The sequence below is a fragment of the Dehalococcoidia bacterium genome (assembly GCA_040902535.1).
GTDB lineage: Bacteria > Chloroflexota > Dehalococcoidia > DSTF01 > JACRBR01 > JBBDXD01.
Genome location: JBBDXD010000022.1, coordinates 1 through 19,512 on the forward strand (window position 1 = coordinate 1; position 19,512 = coordinate 19,512).

15 protein-coding genes and 1 tRNA gene are annotated in these 19,512 nt (G+C 62.2%); 10 read left to right on the plus strand and 6 right to left on the minus strand.

The features are described 5' to 3' along the window. Positions 1 to 292: 292 nt before the first annotated feature. Positions 293 to 2,113: a hypothetical protein gene (locus tag WEB52_11710; GenBank protein ID MEX2227102.1), complete on the plus strand. Its 1,821-nt coding sequence runs from the start codon at positions 293 to 295 to the stop codon at positions 2,111 to 2,113. Positions 2,114 to 2,358: 245 nt separating this feature from the next. On the opposite strand, the gene WEB52_11715 is transcribed toward WEB52_11710, so the two are convergent. The 4 genes from WEB52_11715 to WEB52_11730 are packed head-to-tail and all read right to left on the minus strand — an operon-like array spanning position 2,359 to position 8,666. Beyond that, positions 2,359 to 2,790 carry a hypothetical protein gene (locus WEB52_11715; protein ID MEX2227103.1) on the minus strand — a complete coding sequence of 144 codons (432 nt, stop codon included), beginning with the start codon at positions 2,788 to 2,790 and terminating at the stop codon, positions 2,359 to 2,361. A 1-nt stretch (position 2,791) separates the two neighbouring features. Then, complete coding sequence (locus tag WEB52_11720; protein MEX2227104.1) at positions 2,792 to 4,333, minus strand: class I SAM-dependent DNA methyltransferase; 1,542 nt, start codon at positions 4,331 to 4,333, stop codon at positions 2,792 to 2,794. Continuing rightward, entirely contained in the window at positions 4,330 to 5,811 is a 1,482-nt protein-coding gene (locus WEB52_11725) for a restriction endonuclease subunit S (protein ID MEX2227105.1), read from the minus strand. The genes WEB52_11720 and WEB52_11725 overlap by 4 nt, the downstream gene beginning before the upstream one ends. Continuing rightward, positions 5,808 to 8,666 (minus strand): type I restriction-modification enzyme R subunit C-terminal domain-containing protein, encoded by a 2,859-nt coding sequence (locus tag WEB52_11730; GenBank protein ID MEX2227106.1) that lies wholly within the window; start codon positions 8,664 to 8,666, stop codon positions 5,808 to 5,810. Before WEB52_11730 ends, WEB52_11725 begins: the two co-directional genes overlap by 4 nt. A 144-nt stretch (positions 8,667 to 8,810) precedes the next feature. Here WEB52_11730 and WEB52_11735 point away from each other — a divergent pair, with 144 nt between their 5' ends. The 6 genes from WEB52_11735 to WEB52_11760 all read left to right on the plus strand — a co-directional run bounded on the left by WEB52_11735 (position 8,811) and on the right by WEB52_11760 (position 14,378). Beyond that, positions 8,811 to 9,788, plus strand: a complete 978-nt coding sequence (locus tag WEB52_11735) for a type I restriction enzyme HsdR N-terminal domain-containing protein (protein ID MEX2227107.1) — start codon at positions 8,811 to 8,813, stop codon at positions 9,786 to 9,788. Further along, positions 9,785 to 10,447, plus strand: coding sequence for a hypothetical protein (locus WEB52_11740; protein MEX2227108.1), 663 nt, complete (start codon positions 9,785 to 9,787; stop codon positions 10,445 to 10,447). Before WEB52_11735 ends, WEB52_11740 begins: the two co-directional genes overlap by 4 nt. 537 nt (positions 10,448 to 10,984) lie before the next feature. Further along, entirely contained in the window at positions 10,985 to 11,950 is a 966-nt protein-coding gene (locus WEB52_11745) for a tyrosine-type recombinase/integrase (GenBank protein MEX2227109.1), read from the plus strand. Between the two features lie 100 nt (positions 11,951 to 12,050). Continuing rightward, positions 12,051 to 13,016: a hypothetical protein gene (locus WEB52_11750; GenBank protein MEX2227110.1), complete on the plus strand. Its 966-nt coding sequence runs from the start codon at positions 12,051 to 12,053 to the stop codon at positions 13,014 to 13,016. 95 nt (positions 13,017 to 13,111) lie between these two features. Continuing rightward, on the plus strand, positions 13,112 to 14,065 hold the full coding sequence (locus WEB52_11755; protein MEX2227111.1) for a hypothetical protein: 954 nt from the start codon (positions 13,112 to 13,114) through the stop codon (positions 14,063 to 14,065). A gap of 76 nt (positions 14,066 to 14,141) precedes the next feature. Further along, on the plus strand, positions 14,142 to 14,378 hold the full coding sequence (locus WEB52_11760) for a hypothetical protein (GenBank protein MEX2227112.1): 237 nt from the start codon (positions 14,142 to 14,144) through the stop codon (positions 14,376 to 14,378). 623 nt (positions 14,379 to 15,001) lie between these two features. On the opposite strand, the gene WEB52_11765 is transcribed toward WEB52_11760, so the two are convergent. Then, on the minus strand, positions 15,002 to 15,877 hold the full coding sequence (locus tag WEB52_11765) for a hypothetical protein (GenBank protein ID MEX2227113.1): 876 nt from the start codon (positions 15,875 to 15,877) through the stop codon (positions 15,002 to 15,004). A gap of 329 nt (positions 15,878 to 16,206) precedes the next feature. Further along, positions 16,207 to 16,281, minus strand: a tRNA-Arg gene (locus WEB52_11770). Positions 16,282 to 16,367: 86 nt separating this feature from the next. Between WEB52_11770 and WEB52_11775 the strand changes: the two genes are divergently transcribed. The 3 genes from WEB52_11775 to WEB52_11785 all read left to right on the plus strand — a co-directional run bounded on the left by WEB52_11775 (position 16,368) and on the right by WEB52_11785 (position 19,494). Continuing rightward, positions 16,368 to 17,600, plus strand: coding sequence for a PQQ-dependent sugar dehydrogenase (locus tag WEB52_11775; protein MEX2227114.1), 1,233 nt, complete (start codon positions 16,368 to 16,370; stop codon positions 17,598 to 17,600). 282 nt (positions 17,601 to 17,882) lie between these two features. After that, on the plus strand, positions 17,883 to 18,347 hold the full coding sequence (locus WEB52_11780; GenBank protein ID MEX2227115.1) for a TadE family protein: 465 nt from the start codon (positions 17,883 to 17,885) through the stop codon (positions 18,345 to 18,347). Positions 18,348 to 18,351: 4 nt separating this feature from the next. Beyond that, positions 18,352 to 19,494, plus strand: a complete 1,143-nt coding sequence (locus tag WEB52_11785; protein ID MEX2227116.1) for a TadE/TadG family type IV pilus assembly protein — start codon at positions 18,352 to 18,354, stop codon at positions 19,492 to 19,494. Positions 19,495 to 19,512: the final 18 nt, after the last annotated feature.

The following is a 19,512-nucleotide window of genomic DNA, read 5'->3' on the forward strand; positions in this document are numbered from 1 at the left end:
TTATCCCGGAGGACGCTCATTTAGACTGGATCAGTTTTCGGGGGGCAGGTCAGTCCCTCCCGAGCATTGTGCACGACTCAACCTGCTCTATAACGTCACTGTTCTGCCATACCACAACGACAGTGGATCACACAGAGAGCTCGTGAGGATATTCGAGGCTCTCTCCAGCTTCATTACCGATCGGCCGGCACCTCGGCAGAGTCCGGAGCTAGATCGCAGGCGGGCACAAAGCTTATACCTGTGGTCGAGGTTCGGGCTCGCGCCAGACGCCGGACCGGCGTACGTCGACTCCATGAAGTCCCTCGTCCTCAATGTGCTACGCGATAGCCCGATGGACTCGGACGGCGTTGAGGGGCAAGTTAGCGAGATTGTGGGCCTTGTGGGCTCGCTCCTGAAGGGTGCGGTGGGCGCGTGCTTGAGGGGCCTATCAAACGACGGCTTGGTGACACGCGACGACGGGCTATACCAGGTGACACCGGCCGCCGCGAGCCTGATCGATAACGCTGCAGCGCAGCACCGACGCCTGTTTGATTTGTTTCGTGATCAAACCCGGCTCGATCTGGAACGAGAGTGGGCTGACGTCGACGAAGCGTCACGAGAAAGGGCAGTCGATACGGCACACGAAGCGCTAATCAGCGTCTTTGACGAGCGCGGGGTCGAGATCGTCAATGCGGTGTTCGGAGTAGCACCGGTGGCGCGGCGCGGTTCGGCTAGTCTCTTCTCGACGCTCGCGGCTGCAGGCTCGACGTTGGGCTCAGATGAGCTACGATATCGATTTGTTGCGTATATGGCACGCCTGTTGACTGACCCTGCACCTTCACAGCGATCGTACGTCGAACATCTCGCCATCTCGTTCTTCAGCATCCATGCGCTCGCCATGGACCCGGAGGGTCACCGGTTTCAGTCCGAGTACCTGAGCGGGAGGACGTTACTGGTGGACTCAAACGTGTTGATCCCTGCCGTGCCCGCATCGGGGACCTTTTCGCCTCAGATGCGCTCGCTGCTAGCGAGCGCCAAGACGCACGGGGTGCCTCTGATCACGATCCAGGGGTTCGTCGATGAGGTCTTCCGTCACGCCATGTGGGCCCATGACTTGGTCGAAGCGTATGGAGATGATTCGGTCGAAGTCTTGCAAGCGGCGCGAGGTGAGGGGTTCCGGCGTAACACATTCTTGGATGGGTTTGTGCTTCACGCTGTCGGCAATCCCAGGCCAAAATTCCGCGCCTACCTCCGGCATTGTCTCGACGGTAACGACTTTACTCGAGAGAACTTGGCGCAATACATACAGGACGTCCTCGGAGTCGCAACGTTCTCGTTTGAGACGATTACAAAATCGCACCACCAAGCCTTCGTTGACCGAGACGAAACCGAGGAGTTCATACGTGAGTCCGCGGCCGAGCGCCTGATTGAGAAGAGCGACGTCCGAATCAAGGCCGAGGCTGAGGCGTACGCCACCGTCGCCAATTGGGACGCGCTCAAGGATGAGAAAGAGGAAGATCCGACTCGGGCGTGGGACATCGCGGTGTTGTCTCAAGGCGGATTCCTGAACCGCGTAGCTCGGTTCGGTCCTCGACCGATCGACCGTTACGTCGTCGTTGCCCCCGACGCGCTCTATGGCTTCCTACTCCGCAGTGGAACGCGACCAAGCTCTCGATCTTCCTTTCGCGAGCTCATCGTGTCACCGTTATTCGACTCAAGCGCACACTTCGTTGACAAGCAAAAGTATCGAGAGTTCTTTGCTCGACTAATTTATGACGCAGACCGAGAGTTCCGAGAGCACCTGAACGAGTTCCAGACAAAGATCGACTCGGAGCTTAAACCCGAATTCTTCGATGAGATCGAGCCGTTGGACAGGCCATACTTCCTGTCGAGTCTGACTGCGCAATCCCAACGAAGAGATCTAGTGGGTACGAATCAGCAACTGGCGGTCGAGCTCGGCGAAGCCCAGCGGACTATCAAGAAACAGGACAAACTGATCCGTAATATCGAGTCCGCCGTGGCGCGAAAACACCGCAAGAAGGCAGCGCGCGAAGCGCTAGCTACCAGGTCCGGAGGCGCCGGCGCCGGCGGTCACGAGAACAAAAGGAAAAAAGGAAGCAAACGTAAGCGGTGAGCCGCACCCCGCGTTCGGGCGGCTGTTCTGCGTCAGTTCGGCGTAGCCGACACGCCTGGAACCGTGTACCACCGGGGATTCAGCCAATCCCCCGGTTATACGCTCGGATTGAAGAGCTCTTTTATCGGCGATACCGCGCAGGAACTGTAACTGACCATCAGCCGGCGGTTCGAACAACGCTGGCGTGAGCGTTCGCTCCGCTGCCTACGCTAGGCATGAATATCGACACGATGTGGCGATAGTACTCACGACATGTGCAGCTTCCGTCGAAGCGCCTCGAATTGGTCTTGGACATGGCCGTACATCCACGCTGCTTCGCGCAACAATTGATCGCGGCTTGGCATGTAGATGGCGTCGTCCCACTCCATCATGCGTTCGAGTAGGTCACGATGCGCGTACTCCTCCTTCCCTTGGATGAGCGTTTGCGCACGTTCGAGGTATCCAGCCAACGTGTCGTTCTCCGCGTCCGCGAACGTTTCGATCGGCGATAGAGGTCGCGGATCGACCACCAACTGTTGATAGAGAGGCTTGTACAGGCCATTGAAGGCCGCAAGGTTCGCCTGGCGAACAAGTTGCCGTTCTTCAGCAGCCTGCCCTACTGCGCGTTTCCAAACCCATCTCACTGGCGCGAACAGGAATGAGGCGATGGTCGCAACCAGACTGGCCAGCGTTTCCAACCTAACCGGCCTCTGCGTTCGAACTAGGCAGCACCTGGACGGCGAGATCTGTACGTATGAGTTCGAACTGCTCCAGCGCTGCACCCAGATCCTCGATGATCTCTGCCGCGATCACGTCGGGCTCCGGCAGATTCGACGCGTCCTCCAGGCTCTCGTCCTTCACCCAGAAGATGTCGAGGTTCGCCTTGTCGCGCTGCGCGATCTCGTCGTAGCTAAACGCCCGCCAGCGGCCTTCCGGCGTTTCCTCCGACCACGTCGGCGTGCGCTCGTGACGATTCTCGGCGTGATAGCACGCGACGAACTCGTCGAGATGCGCCCGCGTGAGCGGGTTCGTCTTCAGCGTCATGTGCACGTTCGTCCGGAAGTCGTAGATCCACAGCGTGCTCGTCGACGGCGTCGCGCTCGCCGCTCTTCGATCGAAGAACAGCACGTTCGCCTTCACGCCCTGCGAGTAGAAGATGCCCGTCGGGAGCCGCAGCAACGTATGTACGTCGCACTCGTGAAGCAGCTTCCGGCGGACCGTCTCGCCGGCCCCGCCCTCGAACAGCACGTTGTCGGGCACGACGACCGCCGCCCGGCCGTTGATCTTCAGCAGCGTCTTCACGTGCTGCACGAAGTTCAACTGCTTGTTGCTCGTCGTCACCCAGAAGTCTTCGCGGACGACGGTCAGGTCTTCGCGCTCCTGCTCGCCCTCCGCGTTGACGATCAGCACGCTCGACTTCCGTCCGAACGGCGGATTGGTCAGCACCACTTCAAAGTGGTCGGAGGGCCCTGTCGCGAGCGCGTCCGCCTTCTCCACCGGCGGCTCGCCCTCTGCCGTCGTCGGGCCGATGCCGTGCAGGTAGAGGTTCATCGCGCACAACCGCACGACGCTGTCGACGATGTCGCCACCGCGCAGGGCGTCGAACTTTAGGTGCCGCCGCTGGTCGGGGTCGAGCTGCGGATGCTTCTCGACGATGTAATCGTGCGCGTTGAGCAGGAACCCGCCCGTCCCGCACGCGGGGTCCGAGATCGTCTCGCCGGGCGCCGGCCGCACGCACTCGACGATCGCCTGGATCAGCGGCCGCGGCGTGAAGTACTGGCCCGCGCCGCTCTTCACGTCCTCCGCATTCTTCGCCAGCAGCCCCTCGTACGCGTCGCCTTTGACGTCCGCTTCCAGCGTCGTCCACGTCTCGCGGTCGATCAGGTCGGCGATCAGCCGCCGCAGCTTCGCCGGGTCCTGGATCTTGTTCTGCGCCTTGCGGAAGATGATCCCGAGCATGCCCGGCTCTTTCGCCAGCTCCTCCAGCAGGTGCCGGTAGTGCGTCTCCAGGTCGTCGCCGTCCCGCCCCGTCAGGCTCGGCCAGTCGAACCCCTCTGGGATGCTCGACGCCCGGTTGTAGGGCGCCAGCGTCTGCTCGTGCGCCATCTTTAGGAACAGCAGGTACGTCAACTGCTCGATGTAATCCAGGTACGAGAGTCCGTCGTCGCGCAACACGTTGCAGTAGTTCCAGAGCTTCTGGACGATCTGCTGCGCGTGATTGTTGCCGTTTCCGTTATTCACGCCCGCGCCTTTCGTCGAATTAGCTTCTTCGATCGAGCGCCGTTCGACGCCCGCGCCGCGCGCTCGGCGCGGATGCGTTCGAGCAGCATCGATGCGGGTGCGTCGTTCGGGTCTTGCGGCACCAGCTCGCCAGCGAAGGCACGCTTGAGGATCGACTGTCGCAGGGCGGCTCCGCGCCTGAGCGCGTCACTGGCAACGGCGTCGAGCTTGTCGGCGAGCGAAAGGCGCCGTTCAACTTCACCGACGATACGGTGCTGTTCGGCGAGCGGTGGGACGGGAACAGGTAGAACCTTCAATGTCTCGATGTTCAGACCGCGGTAAGTGATGCCCTTCGTGTTCGCAACTATCCATCGCTGGAGATGAGGCGACGCGATGAACGTTGCCAGAGTCTGCGCTATCGACGCATTGCGCGCTGGAAGGACCGCTACCTCGCGGGACACGTTGAATCCAGCGACCGATCCAGGTGCGACGACCACCCCACCGAGCGTCCCGCGGACCGTGATGAGAACCTCGCCACCTCGAAGAAAAGTCCTCCGATAGTTCGCCGCTATCGCCGGATCTATCGTCTTGACACGTTCTAGGTTCAGCCTAAGACTCCGAACGTCGCTCGACCGCAGGGTCGCGACTCCGCCTGGGATTCCGTCTCCTAGTTTGATCACGCCGTACGTTATTGACCGCGAACCGTCGCATAGTTCTAGAGGCGTTGACCAAGTCCATCCGATAGGCAGTTCATAAGGGTGTCTCAGTGCTGTGTTAACCGGCTGGCTTGCGTTCGATCGTGCGCCCAATCGAGCGAGCAAACGATCCGCGTCCTCATACTCCCGCTCCTCAGCTCGCGCCAACTCAGCCTCTGTCGGCACCAGCCGTCCCTCGCACGCCGCGGCCAGCGTAGCCGCGCGATAGCGCTTGATGTTCGCCCGCACGCGTTCGAGCGCGGCCATCGCCGCATCCAGCCGCGTGAACTGCTTCTCGATCTCCGCGACGATACGATGCTGTTCTTGGAGCGGTGGCAGCGGCAATGGAATCTCGTGGGCGCTCTTCCCCGAGATCTCTGCAAACGTCGTCCCGCTTGCCAACTCGAGTGCCAGTTCCTTGCCGCGTTGTAGGTAGTAGTAGACGTAGTCGGGGAAGAGTGCTGGGTCTAGAACGAAACTCTTGAAGCCTTGGTTGGTGGAGAGGGCATTCGCGGCGATCGCGACATACCCGATCGGGGCGCGCGAGCTGAACAAGACAGTTCCTGCCGGCATCATCCGCGCGCCAGAACTCATCAAACCGCGCTCGGTGATGGAACGTTTTCCGGTCGAGATGAACTTGTCCCGGTAGCCTGAGAGATCTGCTGGCGTAATCCATGGAACCGTGCCGTTCTCGAAGTTGGCGGAATCGGCCGTCGATGGCGTGCTTCCGCCAATCACCACGGATACCTGGCCCATCCTTGTCCACGACCAGCTTTCGGGAATCTCCCAAGGCTCGTTGCTCAAGCGACCAACACCTCATTCAGCTCATCGAGGAGCTTTGGCAACTCTTCTCCGAAGAGCTCGTACGCCTTGCCGAGTCCGCCTTCCTGCACGAACGGCGAATACTCGAAGTCGTCGGCGGCGATCATTAGACCGCCGGCAACGTGGTCGCGGATGCGCTCAAGCCAGGCGCGCTGTTCCAGCGTGAACGCGTGCCCCGCCACCTCCTGCATCGCTAGCCATCGCTCGAAGCGCGCCTCGACGTCCTCCGCGAACGGCAACAACTCGCCGTCCTGCTGCAGTGCGAACCGCACCAGCGACACGATGTCCGTCAGCATCCGCCCGCCCGCCCCGCGCACCTTCGATTGGTCCAGGATCTCGTACGCCCGCCAGAGCTGCTCCGGCACCCAGTTTCGTGGAGGCGCGCTCAGCGTATCGGCCAGTGCCTTGATGTCCGCGAAGCGCAGCCGCTCCTTGTACGGCCTGCTGTAGAGCACCTGCAGCGCCGTGATCTCGTCCTTATTCTCGCGGATGAACGCCTCGAACGATGTGACGATCGTCCGCGCCCGCTCCCTCGCTTCGTCAGAGAACTCTGCGAACAGCACGAAGTCCTTGCTCACCGTGTCGATTGTCTGTTCGTACCGCTGCTTCATCGCGACGATCTCGTTGCGGAGGCCCGGGTTCGTTGCCAGCGGCGCCGCTGCTGCTCCTAGGAGTCGCCGCGCCGCAGCCTCGATCTGTTCCGGCGATGGCTCAGCATCCTGTGCGAGGCCCGCCTCTGCCCGCGCAACCTCACGCTGCAGATCAGGGTCCAGCGCTTCGACGATCCCCGCCGCGATGTCGCCGGGCTTCTTGCCGTCTGCGAGGTCGGTCAGCTTCTTCCGGTCTTCCGCGCTGATCTGCCGGTCCAGCCGCGCCAGCCGCCCCGCCAGCGTCGACAGTACGTCCGGGTCAGTGCTCCCGAACGATACGGCCTGGATCAGTTTCTGCAACGGCACCGCCGGCTTGCGGTCGAGTGGCCTCGTGTCCGTCAGGTTGCTCTCGCACAGCCCCACCGCGTCGACGATCACGAACCGCGTCTTCGCCTCCGCGTCCGGCGTCACGCCTTTCAACGTATGGCTATCGATCACACGCACTCCGCGGCCCTTCATCTGCTCGAAGAAGATCCGGCTCTTCACTTCCCGCATGAACATCACGACTTCCAGCGGCTTGATGTCCGTGCCCGTCGCCAGCATGTCCACAGTCACCACGATGCGCGGGTAGTAGCTGTTGCGGAACGCGGAGAGCAGGTCTTCCGGCTTTTGGCCGCTCGCCTTGTAGGTCATGGCGCCTGTCTTCGGGTCAACGACCTTGTTGACACTCGTCCTGTACGTGATCTTCTGAGCGAAATCGTTTCCCTTGCCGAACTCCTCCCGCACGATCTGCACGATGTCATCAGCGTGGCTGTCATCCTTGGCATAGATCAGCGTCTTTGGCACTTCCGTGCGCCCCGGGAACATCTCGGAGAACAGCCTGTCGCGGAACGTCTTGACGACGGTCCGAATCTGATCGATCGCCACCACGCTGCGGTCCAGGTCCGTCGAGCCGTACGTCAGGTCATCGTCCAGCAGCGACCACCGCACGGCGCGCGTCAGCCGGTCCCGCCGGTCGACGAAGTAGCCAGCCTCGACGGTCGAGCCCGCCTGTGTGATCTGCGTGCGAATGCGGTACACGTCGAAATCGACGTTGACGCCGTCGGTCACCGCCTGCTCGTGGTTGTACTCCATCACCAGGTTCATGTTGAAGAACCCCAGCGTCTGTTTCGACGGCGTCGCTGTCAATCCGATGATATGCGCATCGAAGTACTCCAGCACTTGCCGCCACAGGTTGTAGATCGAGCGGTGGCACTCGTCCGTGACGATGAAGTCGAACGTCTCGATGGGTATCGCCGCGTTGTACGCCACCGGCGCCGGCTCAGGCATCAACGGCGCGCCGCTGTCCCACTGCGACGCCTCGTCGTTCTCTTCGGGGAACTCCGCTTCGCCCTTAAGCATCGAGTACAGCCGCTGGATCGTCGTGATACACACCCTTGCCACCGGGTCGATCTTGTTCGAGGTCAGGTGCTGCACGTTGTACAGCTCGGTGAACTTGCGTCCGTCATCAGGCGTCGTGTACTGCTGGAACTCACGCAGCGCCTGCTTGCCGAGGTTAGCGCGGTCCACCAGGAACAGGACCCGCTGCGCGCCGCCGAACTTGATCAGTCGATAGATGGCCGTGATCGCCGTGAACGTCTTGCCGCTGCCCGTCGCCATCTGGATCAGCGCCCGCGGCCGGTCCCCGCTCAGCGAATGCTCCAGGTTCTTCACCGCCGTGATCTGCGGCGACCACAAACCCGTCTCGATCAGCGACGGCATGTTCGTCATACGGCTGCGCAACGTCGATGTATGCCTCTCCGCGACCTTCTTCTGCGCCTGGCCTGCCAGGCCCAGCCAGTCGGCAAGGGTCTCCGGTCGATGGAAGCTGAACACACGCCGGCTGCGCGGCTCTGGGTCAAGCAGATTGGTGAACCGCGTCTCGACCCCCGTACTTTCATAGAGGAATGGGAGCGGCCGCGTCGGCGCGGGAATCACATCCGGCAGCCCGGTGCTGTACTTCTCCGATTGCATTTCCACGCCCGTCAGCGTCATGCCCGCTGGCTTCGCTTCGATGGCGCCTACGGCGTAACCGTCCGCGTAGAGCAGGTAATCCGCAAACCCATGCCCAGCCTTCAGCGTAAACTCGCGCACTGCGACGCCGCGTCCGGCGTTCAGGTTCACCGCCTCGCGGTCCTGCACCTGCCACCCGGCCAGGCAGAGCAGCTCATCGATTCGTCGCCGGGCTTCTTCCTCGGGCTTCGGCATGGTGTGAAGAGTATACGTCAGGTGCGAGGTATACGAACCAATCAAGGTTGTCCTTGACATCCATCCAACCCCCAGTGAGGTGCTGGTGAGATAATCTCCCCGACCATGCCCAATGGTGAGACGGAGTTCCTCGAACACGCCGCCATGGTGCGCGACTACGCCTCGATGAATCTCAGCGAGGCGGACACGCGAGCGCACCTCATTGACCCCGTGCTCACCTTGCTCGGGTACCGGGGCGTGGATGCGCTCCGACGCGAGGTGCCTGTCGCGGCGACGCGGGAGTTCATCGACTATGAGCTTCGTGCGGGCGGCGAGCCGCAAGCCCTGGTCGAAGCCAAGGCCGTGCGCCATGCCATCACGGATCAGCACGCTGCCCAGTGTGTTCAATACGCCAGCGTGTTGGGCGTGCGCTGGTGTCTGATCACGAACGGCGTGTCCTGGACAATCTATGACGCTCACGCGAAGGGGGCGCTCGCAGCGAAGCATGTCGCGGCCGTTCGTCTCGACTCGGATGCCCAGGCGGCGGCGAAGGCCTGGGCCGTCCTCTCCCTATTTTCGCGTGATTCTCTTGCCAGATCTTCGCCGCTCACTAAGCTTCTGATCGAGCGAGTGATCGCGGACGAGCTCGCACGGCCGGACTCTCCTGCGATCAACGCGCTGCGTCGCGCGGTCAAAGACCGGTTCGGAGAGACGGTTACGGGACAGGCGGTCCTCGACGTGCTCACCGAAGCCGGCGTAGAGGCAACGACCGCCGATCTCGCAACGAATGAGGATTCTGCGGCGCCAACCGATGTACCAGCCCAAGTGCGAAAGCCTCGGCGTGAAGCTACAGGCGCACGGTCCGGCCTCACCGAACTAGTCGACGCCGGCCTTCTACCTGCGGACGCCGCGCTCGAGTGCACGCTTTACAGGCAGACGTTCGCCGCGCGAGTGCGCGATGGCGGGATCGAACTCCAAGGTAAGTTGTACGCGACGCCCTCGGCTGCGGCCGCCGCCCTTCGAGATGGAAAGGCGTCCAACGGCTGGGTGATCTGGAAATACAAAGGTCGGCTCCTCGCGGATCTGCGCGCGCAGCTGTCCGGGTCCGCGACTCAGCCGTCGTCCGCCGCTGACCCCTCATGACGTCAATCTCGCTGCGAGTTCCGCTCACCAGCGAACAGATCCATGCGGCCACGCGCATTCACGACCGGCTCGTTTCGTGGAAGGCGACTGACGCCGCGCTCGATGAATTGGCACGGAGCATGCCAGGCTTCTCCTTGGGCGAGTGTCTGGTGAAAGCATCGGCAATCAATCAGCTTTACGGGACCAACGTCTATGCACTCGGACGAATGGCCGAGCACATTGAACAGGTGTTGTCGGAGGAACAATCCGTCGATCTCGTGGAGCGGCTGGCTACGTTGAACACCAATGGGAAACCACGCCGCCATCTGAGCTTCGCCTCAAAGTTCGCACACTTCTACATCGACAAGGATCGCTTTCCGATCTTCGGCGGCTATGCGATTGAGCGGCTACGGTTCCATCTGTCGAGCGTCAACCTCCCGACGGACAATCCGCCCCTATTTGCAGACTATGTGGCTGCGCATAGCGCGCTGATCGCGCTCTGCCGTCTCGGCTGTACGGGACGAGAGCTCGATCGGTACCTCTGGCTCGGCGGCCTGTACCGCGCCTGGTCCCGCAACCCCAATGCGCCGATCAACGTGGAGGTACGCACGCTCTTCCTCAAGTCGGATGAAGACGGAACGCTCCGCCACGATCTGAACGAGCTTCAGCCGACTGCTTGACCCCGTTCGACACTACGCCAATATGATGGGCAAGCCGGTCGGCTCTCGATGTAGATACGCGCTATGGGGAGACGAGTGCTAGATCAATTGGGCCGCGCCCAGGCTTCGTCGGAGCCGCTCATACCTCTCACTCCGTTCAGAGCCTGACGTCGACGACGGTCCTAGGAACGGCTCCACCGACTCCTCATAAACTCGCCAAAGCATCTGGCGGAACTCGTTCGCGGAGATCTCCTGCCGGGTCGCAAGAGTGGCGGCCGTCTTGACGATCGTCGCGAGCGGGCGCTTGGGCCGGGACACATAACTCGCGAAGTCGCCCTGGACTTGTGCGCGGGCCTGGCTGCTCGCGGAGATCGCTACGTCCACCTAAGGCTCCTTCTCGTCGGACAGCGGGTGGGTCGTCTCAGGGCTAAGGCATTAGACGGTGGCTCGTCAAGCGGAATCCTCCCACGAGCGAAGGAGCGCTGCCCGGCGTGCCCGACTTGATGTCGTCCGACGATACGCCATCATAGTGCCGCCTTCAATGAAAGGAGCCGCACCATGGTCGCAGAACGAGTCGTGCCCACCGAATCCGATGAGTCTGTCTCAGGCTGGGATCGCGCCCTCTATGCCTTCCTCGCCGAGAAGGAGCGCCGCTCCGGCTCCGGCCGCACGGTCCAGGCGTACGCCAGCATGCTGCACCACTTCTTCGGCGCAACTGGCAAGCCGCCCGACCGCATCGCGAGCGCAGACGTGTTCGCCTGGGCGTACGGCGTTGGGGCGTCTGGCAAGCAACCTTCCGCCACGACGATCGGCGCCCGCGTGGCGTGTCTCAGCAGCTTCTATCGATTCCTCATCCGGCTCGGCGCGACGACATCCAATCCCTGCGATGCGCTCGAACGTCCGCGGAAGGATCAGGCGGTGCCGCGCGGCCTGAGTGCGGACAACGTTCGCCAGTTCCTCGCCGCGATCCCCGACACGCCCGCTGGGCTCCGCGACCGCGCGATCGTCCTTACGCTCGTGCTCACCGGCCGAAGACGCACCGAGGTGCTGTCACTGACGCGAGGCGACCTGATCGAAGACGACAGACGGATCTACTACGCCTACAAAGGCAAAGGTGGAAAGCGCGGCAAGCGCGAGCTTCCTGCACCCGCCTACGAGGCGACTGTCGCGGCGCTGGCGGCACTCGGGAAGGACATGGCGACGATGGCGCCCGACGAGCCGCTGTGGCAAGCACACGCGGACGGGAAGGCCCTCACGAGCGGGACGTTCTACGCTCGGCTGCAGCGGTACTTCGTGGCAGCGGGTCTGCCGCGGGCCGGCGTGCACATCTTCCGGCACTCCGCCGCCAAGCTGCGACGCGACGCCGGCGAGAGCGTCGAGGACGTGAGCCGGTTCCTCGACCACAGCAGCCTCGCGGTCACGACGACATACCTGCGGCGGTTGGAGGGCGAGGCGGACACGGGATGGGCGAAGGTGGCGGAGGCGATCGGAATCAAGAGAGGGAGCCCGTCCGACGAGGAGTAAGAATCGGCGCTCACTGACGGGATACAGTCAGGTGACCGCGGCACTGGACCGCGGTTTTCGTACGCCTGTGCTAATCTAGCCTCAAGGGAGCGTGCCGGGAATGGATCGCTACACCGAGATTGTGCTCCGGGCGCAACAGCTTTCGGGCCGCGACATCCAAGCCTCAGTGTTGGCAGCGGAACGAGCTAGTCGTCGATTAGAGATCTCCGCCTTGTCCACCGGATTTGGGGTGTTCGGAGTCACACAGGCTCTGGTGCACGATTTACAGCAGTCGTGGATGAGCCAACTTGACGAGGTGTCGAGACGCTATTTCATGACCTTCGAGGCTGGATTCAATCGAGGAGGCCTTTCAGACCGGCTGTCGCAGATATCAAGGATCATCCCAGAGAACTTCGCGCAACAGCTAAGCCCGTTCCTTGATTCGTTTTCGGCGGCTATGCGCCGCGCGAGCGAGCAGTGGGCTCAGGATTTCGCGCCGGGGACATTTCTAGGCGATGTCCTTATCGCGGCCGGCGGAGAGAACTCAGCGGACGAACAACTGGCCGCTATCGACCGCCTGAGCGAGAACTGGTTCCGATCGCCCTTGCACCCGGCGCGGTTCCACCATGTGCGACCAGAGTTGCGCGCGCGCGCCGCGGACAACGGGACAACCGCGCGTCAGGAAATGAAGATGTCGGTTCGTCAGAGCCTACCCTTAGCCCTCCAAGAGCACCTGGACGGCACTCCTGTGCCCGATCTCCTCAGGGCCTGCCGTGCTTCGTTGGCGAACTATCTGATGGACGACCTCGCGGGGCCTGGATGGCGCCAGCGCGAACGGGGAGTAATCTACTCCTTAGATCACACTCACGCCGACGTCGAACGAGATCTCACCAGCCAATATGACATGCAGCTAAAGGAACTCCAGCTCAGTTTCTGGGCTGCCGTCGCAGAACTTCCCGAAGCCCAACGGGACGCATTGATCGCCCGGATCTCCGGCGAGCGACCGCTGCGCAACGCGGAGCATCAGGCGGTGTTCCGAGCCCGAGCTTCGTCGTCCATGCGCGCTCTTCTGAAGGACGTCTCGTAGGCGGATCGTAAGAGATCGCCTGTTCGGACGGGTTTTGAGCGAGGGCGTTCGGCTTAGTGGGCGCCTTGATGCCGCTTACATGGAGGACGGACAACGTGGCGACGGTCGATAACAATTCGGCTGAGCAACAGATCGAAATCACCGATCGGTTCCTATCGATCGCGCCAGTGTTGTCCACTGGCGCATTCAGTCCGGCCGAGCTTGAGATGCTGAGCGAGCGGCTTCACATGGAGCGAGCGCGCGACTTCGTATTATCGATCCGGCCTGCCAAGTTCGAGCTAGCTTACTTTCAGCGTATGATTGCCGCTGCGTCGTTGGACAGTCTGTTAAGCACGATCTGGCGAGTCCATACCTTCACGAAAAAAAGAATACATTGGACGCTCAACTTCTTTGATGACCTGATTGCAGATCTTCCTGTTGCTCCGGAGCTAGGTTCGGTGGTCTGGAAGGTCTTCCAGCCCGGCACGTTCCTCGGCGATTGGGCGATCGTAACGAGCGTCGATACGAATCAACAAGAGAAGTGGGAGGCGATCCAGCGCCTGACAGATGAATGGTTCAATCGCCCCATTCATTCCCTCAGGTGGCCGCTTGCAAAGTCCGAGCTGGTACGACGAGCGGGTGATGCAGGGTCCTCCGTTGACGTCGAGTTGCGAAATGCTGTTCTGCAGTGCGTGCTACTCGCGGCGAACGACGTGGCGAGCGAGCAAGCGCCGATAAGTGGAATGTTCCGTTCAACACGCGCCGCTCTCTCGAATCGATTGATGGATGATCTCGCGGGCCCTGGATGGCGACGGAGGCTCGAAGGTCGTGAAGTTGCGTTGAAGGCTGATCAACTCGAGGATCCGCTCGATCTCGCGTACCATGCCGAGATTCGCGCCTTGCACGCGAACTTCTGGCAGAGCCTAGTCGGCATTCCACGTTCTCAACGTGAGGCCCTTCTCGCAAGGATCGAAGGACGTCCTCTCACTAATGCGCAGCATCAAGCTTTGTATCGCCTGCGTGGTTCAGAGCGGTGGCGAAAGCTCGATTCGGAAGTGCGGGTAGCGTAAGATTCCTCGCCGCGCGGCGGGATATGTGAGAGGGCCGCTAGCAAGCGGCTCGTTAGAACTTCCTAGGAGAACTGAGATGAACTCATACGTTGTCGTGTTTAGAGGGGATGCCGTCACTGGCGGCTTCCCGATCGCGATCTCGGGTGACCGTGAATCGGTTCGCGTGGCGCTGAGAGCGGGTCTGAGTGAGGCGTGGGCGTTTGCTCAAGATCACGTCGCCGATCCCGTGATACGCGCTAGGGCAAGGGGAAGCATCGCTGCAATCAACGAGGCGCTGTCTGAAGTGAACGTCGTTTTCCAAGGGGAGTGGTAATCCGATGACCGAGCGAGAAACTCCGCGTGACCTTCCCACACCGGCTGATCGAGCAGGGCGAATTAAACAGGCTATCCAAGAGAAGCTAGAAGAACACGAAGCTCTCTTGGGGCGCTGCCGACTTGGTCGGCTTACGTTCCGCATCGCCGCAGGCGGCAGGATTGAAGTGGAGTTCACGCCCACCGTGTGAGTGGCCTGGCCGTCGTGAGTCGCTCGGAGCGGCGTAGAGGCTCCCGGCGCGCCTGGGAAGGGCGTGCGGGGAGCCTTTGTCGTTGGAGGAAATTGGGAGTGGATACATCGGCGAAGGATATGGCTGTATGTAACCCAGCGGAATCGGACCGCTGGCAAAGATTGAGGGAACTGCTGGTCGCGTCATGGCGAAGTCAACTGCTCGAAGGCAACAAGACCAGCCGCTGAGGGCCGCATTGCTCTTGCGCGTCAGCGACCAGCGCCAGGCCGAGGCCGACGCGTTCTCGCTCGACGCGCAACGCGATGCGGCGCGAGCCCTTTGTCTGCGGCGCGGATTCGTCGTCGTGCGCGAGTACGTCGGCGCCGGTGAGTCGGCCTTCACGCGCGAGATCGACAAGCGCCAGACCGTGCGTTCGCTGCTCGCCGACGCAACTTCAGAGGTGTTCGACGTCCTCGTGGTTCATGACCTCTCCCGATACGCACGTGATGAGGAGCTCGGCCATAGCGTCCTCAACAACCTCCAGATCCTCGGTATCAAGCTGATCAACGCTTCGAACGACGTGGACTACGACACCCCCGAAGGTCGCTTGATGTTCAGCATGGAACTGGGGTTCAGCGCCGCCAGTTCCCGCAAGGCCAGCTTTCACATCAAGAAGTCCAAGCAACGAAAGTTCGACATGGGCCTCCACATCGGCGATGTGCCCTTCGGCTACCGGAAGGGCGCCACGAACAAGGACCCGCTCACTCCCATCCCGGAAGAAGCTGTAGCCATCCGTGAAGCCTTCCGCGACCGCGTCGGCGGGGCCGGTTACCGGGAGATCGCGCGGCGATGGAACGCGATGGGAATGAAGCCTCGCTCCAAGCAGGGGAATCACGTCTTCACGCATTCCGCAATCCAGTCGGTCGTGGAGAACGACTTTTACGCGGGCTTCATACATCACAAGGGCGAGCGCCGCAGAGGCATCCACGATGCGATCATCTCGGAGGAGTTGTTTCTCACCGCGCAGGCACAGGTGAGGAAGCAGCCGAGCCATGCTCGCCGACCGCGGATGCTCGCCGGCATCGCCACGTGTGTCCACTGTGACGGCCCGATCTGGCAATGCAAGTCGGGCAAGCAACTGGAGTACGTCTACTACCGCGAGTCGTCGAGATGCCGCGAGCGAGCATGTGTTGCAGAGGGACGAATGTGGCAAGCCCAGCTCGCCGAACGCGAGGTCGACGAGGCGATCGCGGGCATGGGCATCGACGCCGAGTGGCTCGCCCAGGTGGACGCTGAGGCGCGAAGGATACCACCGGCCGACGACGGGCAAAGGGCGAAGCTGCTGGAGCGCAAGCGGCGCGTGACGAAGGCATTCATGTCCGAGTCGCTCGGCGACGACGAGTGGAGCCAGGAGATCGAAGCGATTAACGACCAGCTTTCACGCATGCCCGCCGTGGTGCCTGCGGCGCTCAGGGTGAGCAAGGAGCGGCTCGTCTCCATGCATCAGGTGTGGCGGGGCATGACGAACGACGAGAAGCGAGAGGCCTGTCGCATTCTGTTCGAGCGCGTGCGCATGGACACGCTTGGGAAGCAACTATGGTTGCACCCGTGGCCCGAGTTTCAGCCACTATTTGCTAACCGGCGTGAGTGGTGTAGGCCTGGTACCCCCGGCAGGACTCGAACCTGCGCACATGGTTTAGGAAACCACTGCTCTATCCTCTGAGCTACGGGGGCGCGCGTTCAGGATAGCGAACAGCCCGCGTCGTGCGCGCCACGCCGTCCGTTTGGGCGAGGCGCCCGCCTGACGTAAGATCACCCTCGTGTCTCGCTCCCCGGTCCGTCTCGCGCTCGCCCTCACGGTTCTCGTCGTCGCCGCGGTAGTCGCCGCAGTTGCCGCGGTCGCCATCGACCGCAGCCTCGACGATGGCGGCGCCGTCGTGGAAACGCTCGGCGCCGCCGTCCAGCCGATGCCACAAGCTACGGGGATCCGACGCGATCCGCCCGTCATCTTCGAGGGGCTGCCGGCCGGCTATCGGATCGAAAACCTGGTCAGCGGCCTCGAAGCTCCCGCCGCGCTCGATGGCGCACCGGACGGCCGCATCTTCTTCGTCGAGCAGGTGTCGGGGCGCGTGCGCGTCATCGAAAACGGCGCCCTGCGCGCTGCGCCGTATTACGTCGTGCCGGACCTCTACGTGCAGACCAGCGAGGCCTTCGTCTCCGAACTGGGACTCGTCGGCGTCACCGTCGATCCCAATACCGACGAGGGTGTCGCCGTCTATATCTACTACTCAGCGCAGTCGAGCGCCGGCGTCCGCACGACGAAGCTCGTGCGCCTGCGCGATGAACGGGGCGCCGGGGTCGATCCGCAGACGATCTTGGAGGTCGCAGCCGCGCCCGAATGCTGTCACATCGCGGGGTCGCTGACGTGGTTGCCTGACGGGACGCTGCTCGTGGGCGTGGGCGATCACGAGACGCCCGATGCGGCGCAGGACGTGGCTTCGCCGCTCGGCAAGCTGCTACGTATCGACCGCAATGGCGGGGCGCCCGCGGACAATCCGTTCACCGGCCGCGAAGGCGCCGATCCGCGCGTCTATGCCGTCGGGCTGCGTAACGCGTTCGGGGTCGCCGTCGATCCGCAGGGACCGATGTTTGTGCTCGACAACGGGGAATTCGGCTTCGACACGATCCATCGCCTCGAGGCCGGCGCCAACTACGGGTGGCCGGCGAGCGCGGTCGACGAGGCGTCGGAGGTGGCGACGCCGCTCCTCACCTATCTTGAATCCAACGGGCTTGCCGGCGCCATTGCCTACCGCGATGGCCCGCTCACCGCCTTCGACGGCATGGTCCTCTTCTGCCAGTTTCACCGCGGCGGCGCGTTGCACCGTTTCGCGCCGCAACCGGCCAGGCTGCAGGCAGACGATGTGATCCTCGCGCCGGGCTGTTCGAGCGGCATCCGCCAATTCGCCGACGGCTATGTCTACTTCCTGGACTACGTCAACGGCGCCCTGCTGCGCATCGCCGACGAGGATGCACCGCCGCTGCGCACGCGCTGACGTGAGGCCATTCCGGATCGTCGGTATCACCGCACGCATACAGGGAATTCCCTGATCGACCGATAACTAAACCAAGTATGTGGAGGACGGCCGCAGGGGTGGGCGACCGCCGGCAACTTGCACGCAAGTTCGGGCCGCTCCTTTTCGGATCCGCTACGTCCGAAGAACGAGACACCCGTTTCCTTCGTGCCGGTTGCCTAGTTAAGACATCGATACCGCCCGCAGTTCTCGCGGTGTCGTTTGAGTTAGCTGCATGAACGCAGAGATGAAGGCGGGTGGGCAATGCTTCGGAGAATAACCAGAGGCGAACGTGCGCAGAGCCTCGTCGAATTCGCGTTCGTCGTGCCCATGCTGCTGATCCTGGTGTTCGGGATCATCGACTTTGGTCTCGGCCTGCGGGCGTACATCAGCGTGTCGTCGGCGACCAGGGAAGGTGCGCGGTACGCGGCGGTCGGCAACCCCGCTGGAACGTTCTCTTCCGGCGGATCCGGCGAGTGCAACGGCTCGACGACGACCACTGTTGTTGGCAAGACCTGCAACACACTCAAGGGCCTCGATCTCGCGAACATCAACGACGTCACGGTCACGTATCCGGCCGGCAAGTCGCCCGGCGAGTCGGTGATCGTCGAGATGGACTACGAGTACAACTACATCACGCCAGTCCAGCGGATCGTCAACTTCATGTCAGGTGGCAGCATCTCCGACAGTCTGACGATCACCGCCCGGACCGACATGCGGCTGGAGTAAGCATATGAAGGCGTTTCGAAGGCTGATCCGAAAGTTAAACGAACGTGGCCAGGTGGCGATGATCGCCGCCGGTCTCTTGCCGGTCCTGCTCGGCATGACGGGATTGGCGATCGATGTCGGCACGTACATGAGCGACCGCCGGCATCTCCAGAACTCCGCCGACAGCATCGCGCTCGCCGGTTCCCAACTTTTGCCAGACGAAGACGCCGCGCGTGATGTTGCCGAAGAATGGGCGGTTAAGAATGACATCGACCTCGCCGACGTCACGATCACGATTGACATCACCGGTGACGTGCCGGAGATCGTGGCCGAGATCAGGCGCCCCCATAATTTCGTCTTCATGAGGGTGCTCGGCGTCGATGAACGTGACGTTGGCGCGCGCGCCGCGGCCGTGAAGGTCTCGTTCGGCGGCGGCTCCGGTATTGTGCCGTGGTCGGTCACGCAGGAGACCGTCGACAGCTCAAACGGTCTGCCCATCGCGATGAAAGTGGACGCAGGCGAATCGGTCACCGGCAACTTCGGGATAATTCGCATCGACGGGCCAGGTGCGGGCGAGTATGAGGATGCCGTGATGTTCGGCAGCGTCACGACCGCATGCGCTCAATCGGCGCCCAACTGCGCACCCGGATCCTGTCCCGGCCAGTATCCCGAAGTCTGCGGAGAGACCGCTCCCGAATGCATTGGCGCCGTTTGTGAGTCGGAGCCCGGCAACGTCATTGGCAAGACCAGGAATGCTGTGTACTTCCGCCTTGACAATACCTGCGACACGTCAAATCCGTGCGGCACACAGTCTTGCGACACGTTTGAGGACACCTTTGGCACGCCGGATGCCAACGGCAAATACAACCTCCACCCTGATTGCAACCCGTGGACGGATGGTCCCGGCCACTGCACGAGCACGACGGATGTCTGCAGCCGGCGCATTATCATCATTCCAATCATCGATGGCACAGGAAACGGCGCCTCAGGGGTGACCATTGAGCGGTTCGCTCTGATGTGGCTTGATGGCTTCGATGAGAACGACTGCCCGAATGGAGACGACTGTGTTGTGCTCGGCCGGTTCGTCAAAGCGGACCTTACGACGAACGCGCTCGCAGGGGTCTTCGACGAGGACGCCTCCATCCACTTCACGAAGCTGAGCGAGTAGCTGCCCGCTCTTGGAAGT

Bases quoted from the DNA above. Each gene is read 5' to 3' on its own strand.
- WEB52_11710 (MEX2227102.1), top strand. From the start codon at position 293: ATGAAGTCCCTCGTCCTCAATGTGCTACGCGATAGCCCGATGGACTCG.
- WEB52_11730 (MEX2227106.1), bottom strand. From the start codon at position 8,666: ATGCCGAAGCCCGAGGAAGAAGCCCGGCGACGAATCGATGAGCTGCTC.
- WEB52_11735 (MEX2227107.1), top strand. From the start codon at position 8,811: ATGGTGCGCGACTACGCCTCGATGAATCTCAGCGAGGCGGACACGCGA.
- WEB52_11740 (MEX2227108.1), top strand. From the start codon at position 9,785: ATGACGTCAATCTCGCTGCGAGTTCCGCTCACCAGCGAACAGATCCAT.
- WEB52_11745 (MEX2227109.1), top strand. From the start codon at position 10,985: ATGGTCGCAGAACGAGTCGTGCCCACCGAATCCGATGAGTCTGTCTCA.
- WEB52_11750 (MEX2227110.1), top strand. From the start codon at position 12,051: ATGGATCGCTACACCGAGATTGTGCTCCGGGCGCAACAGCTTTCGGGC.
- WEB52_11760 (MEX2227112.1), top strand. From the start codon at position 14,142: ATGAACTCATACGTTGTCGTGTTTAGAGGGGATGCCGTCACTGGCGGC.
- WEB52_11780 (MEX2227115.1), top strand. From the start codon at position 17,883: ATGCTTCGGAGAATAACCAGAGGCGAACGTGCGCAGAGCCTCGTCGAA.
- WEB52_11785 (MEX2227116.1), top strand. From the start codon at position 18,352: ATGAAGGCGTTTCGAAGGCTGATCCGAAAGTTAAACGAACGTGGCCAG.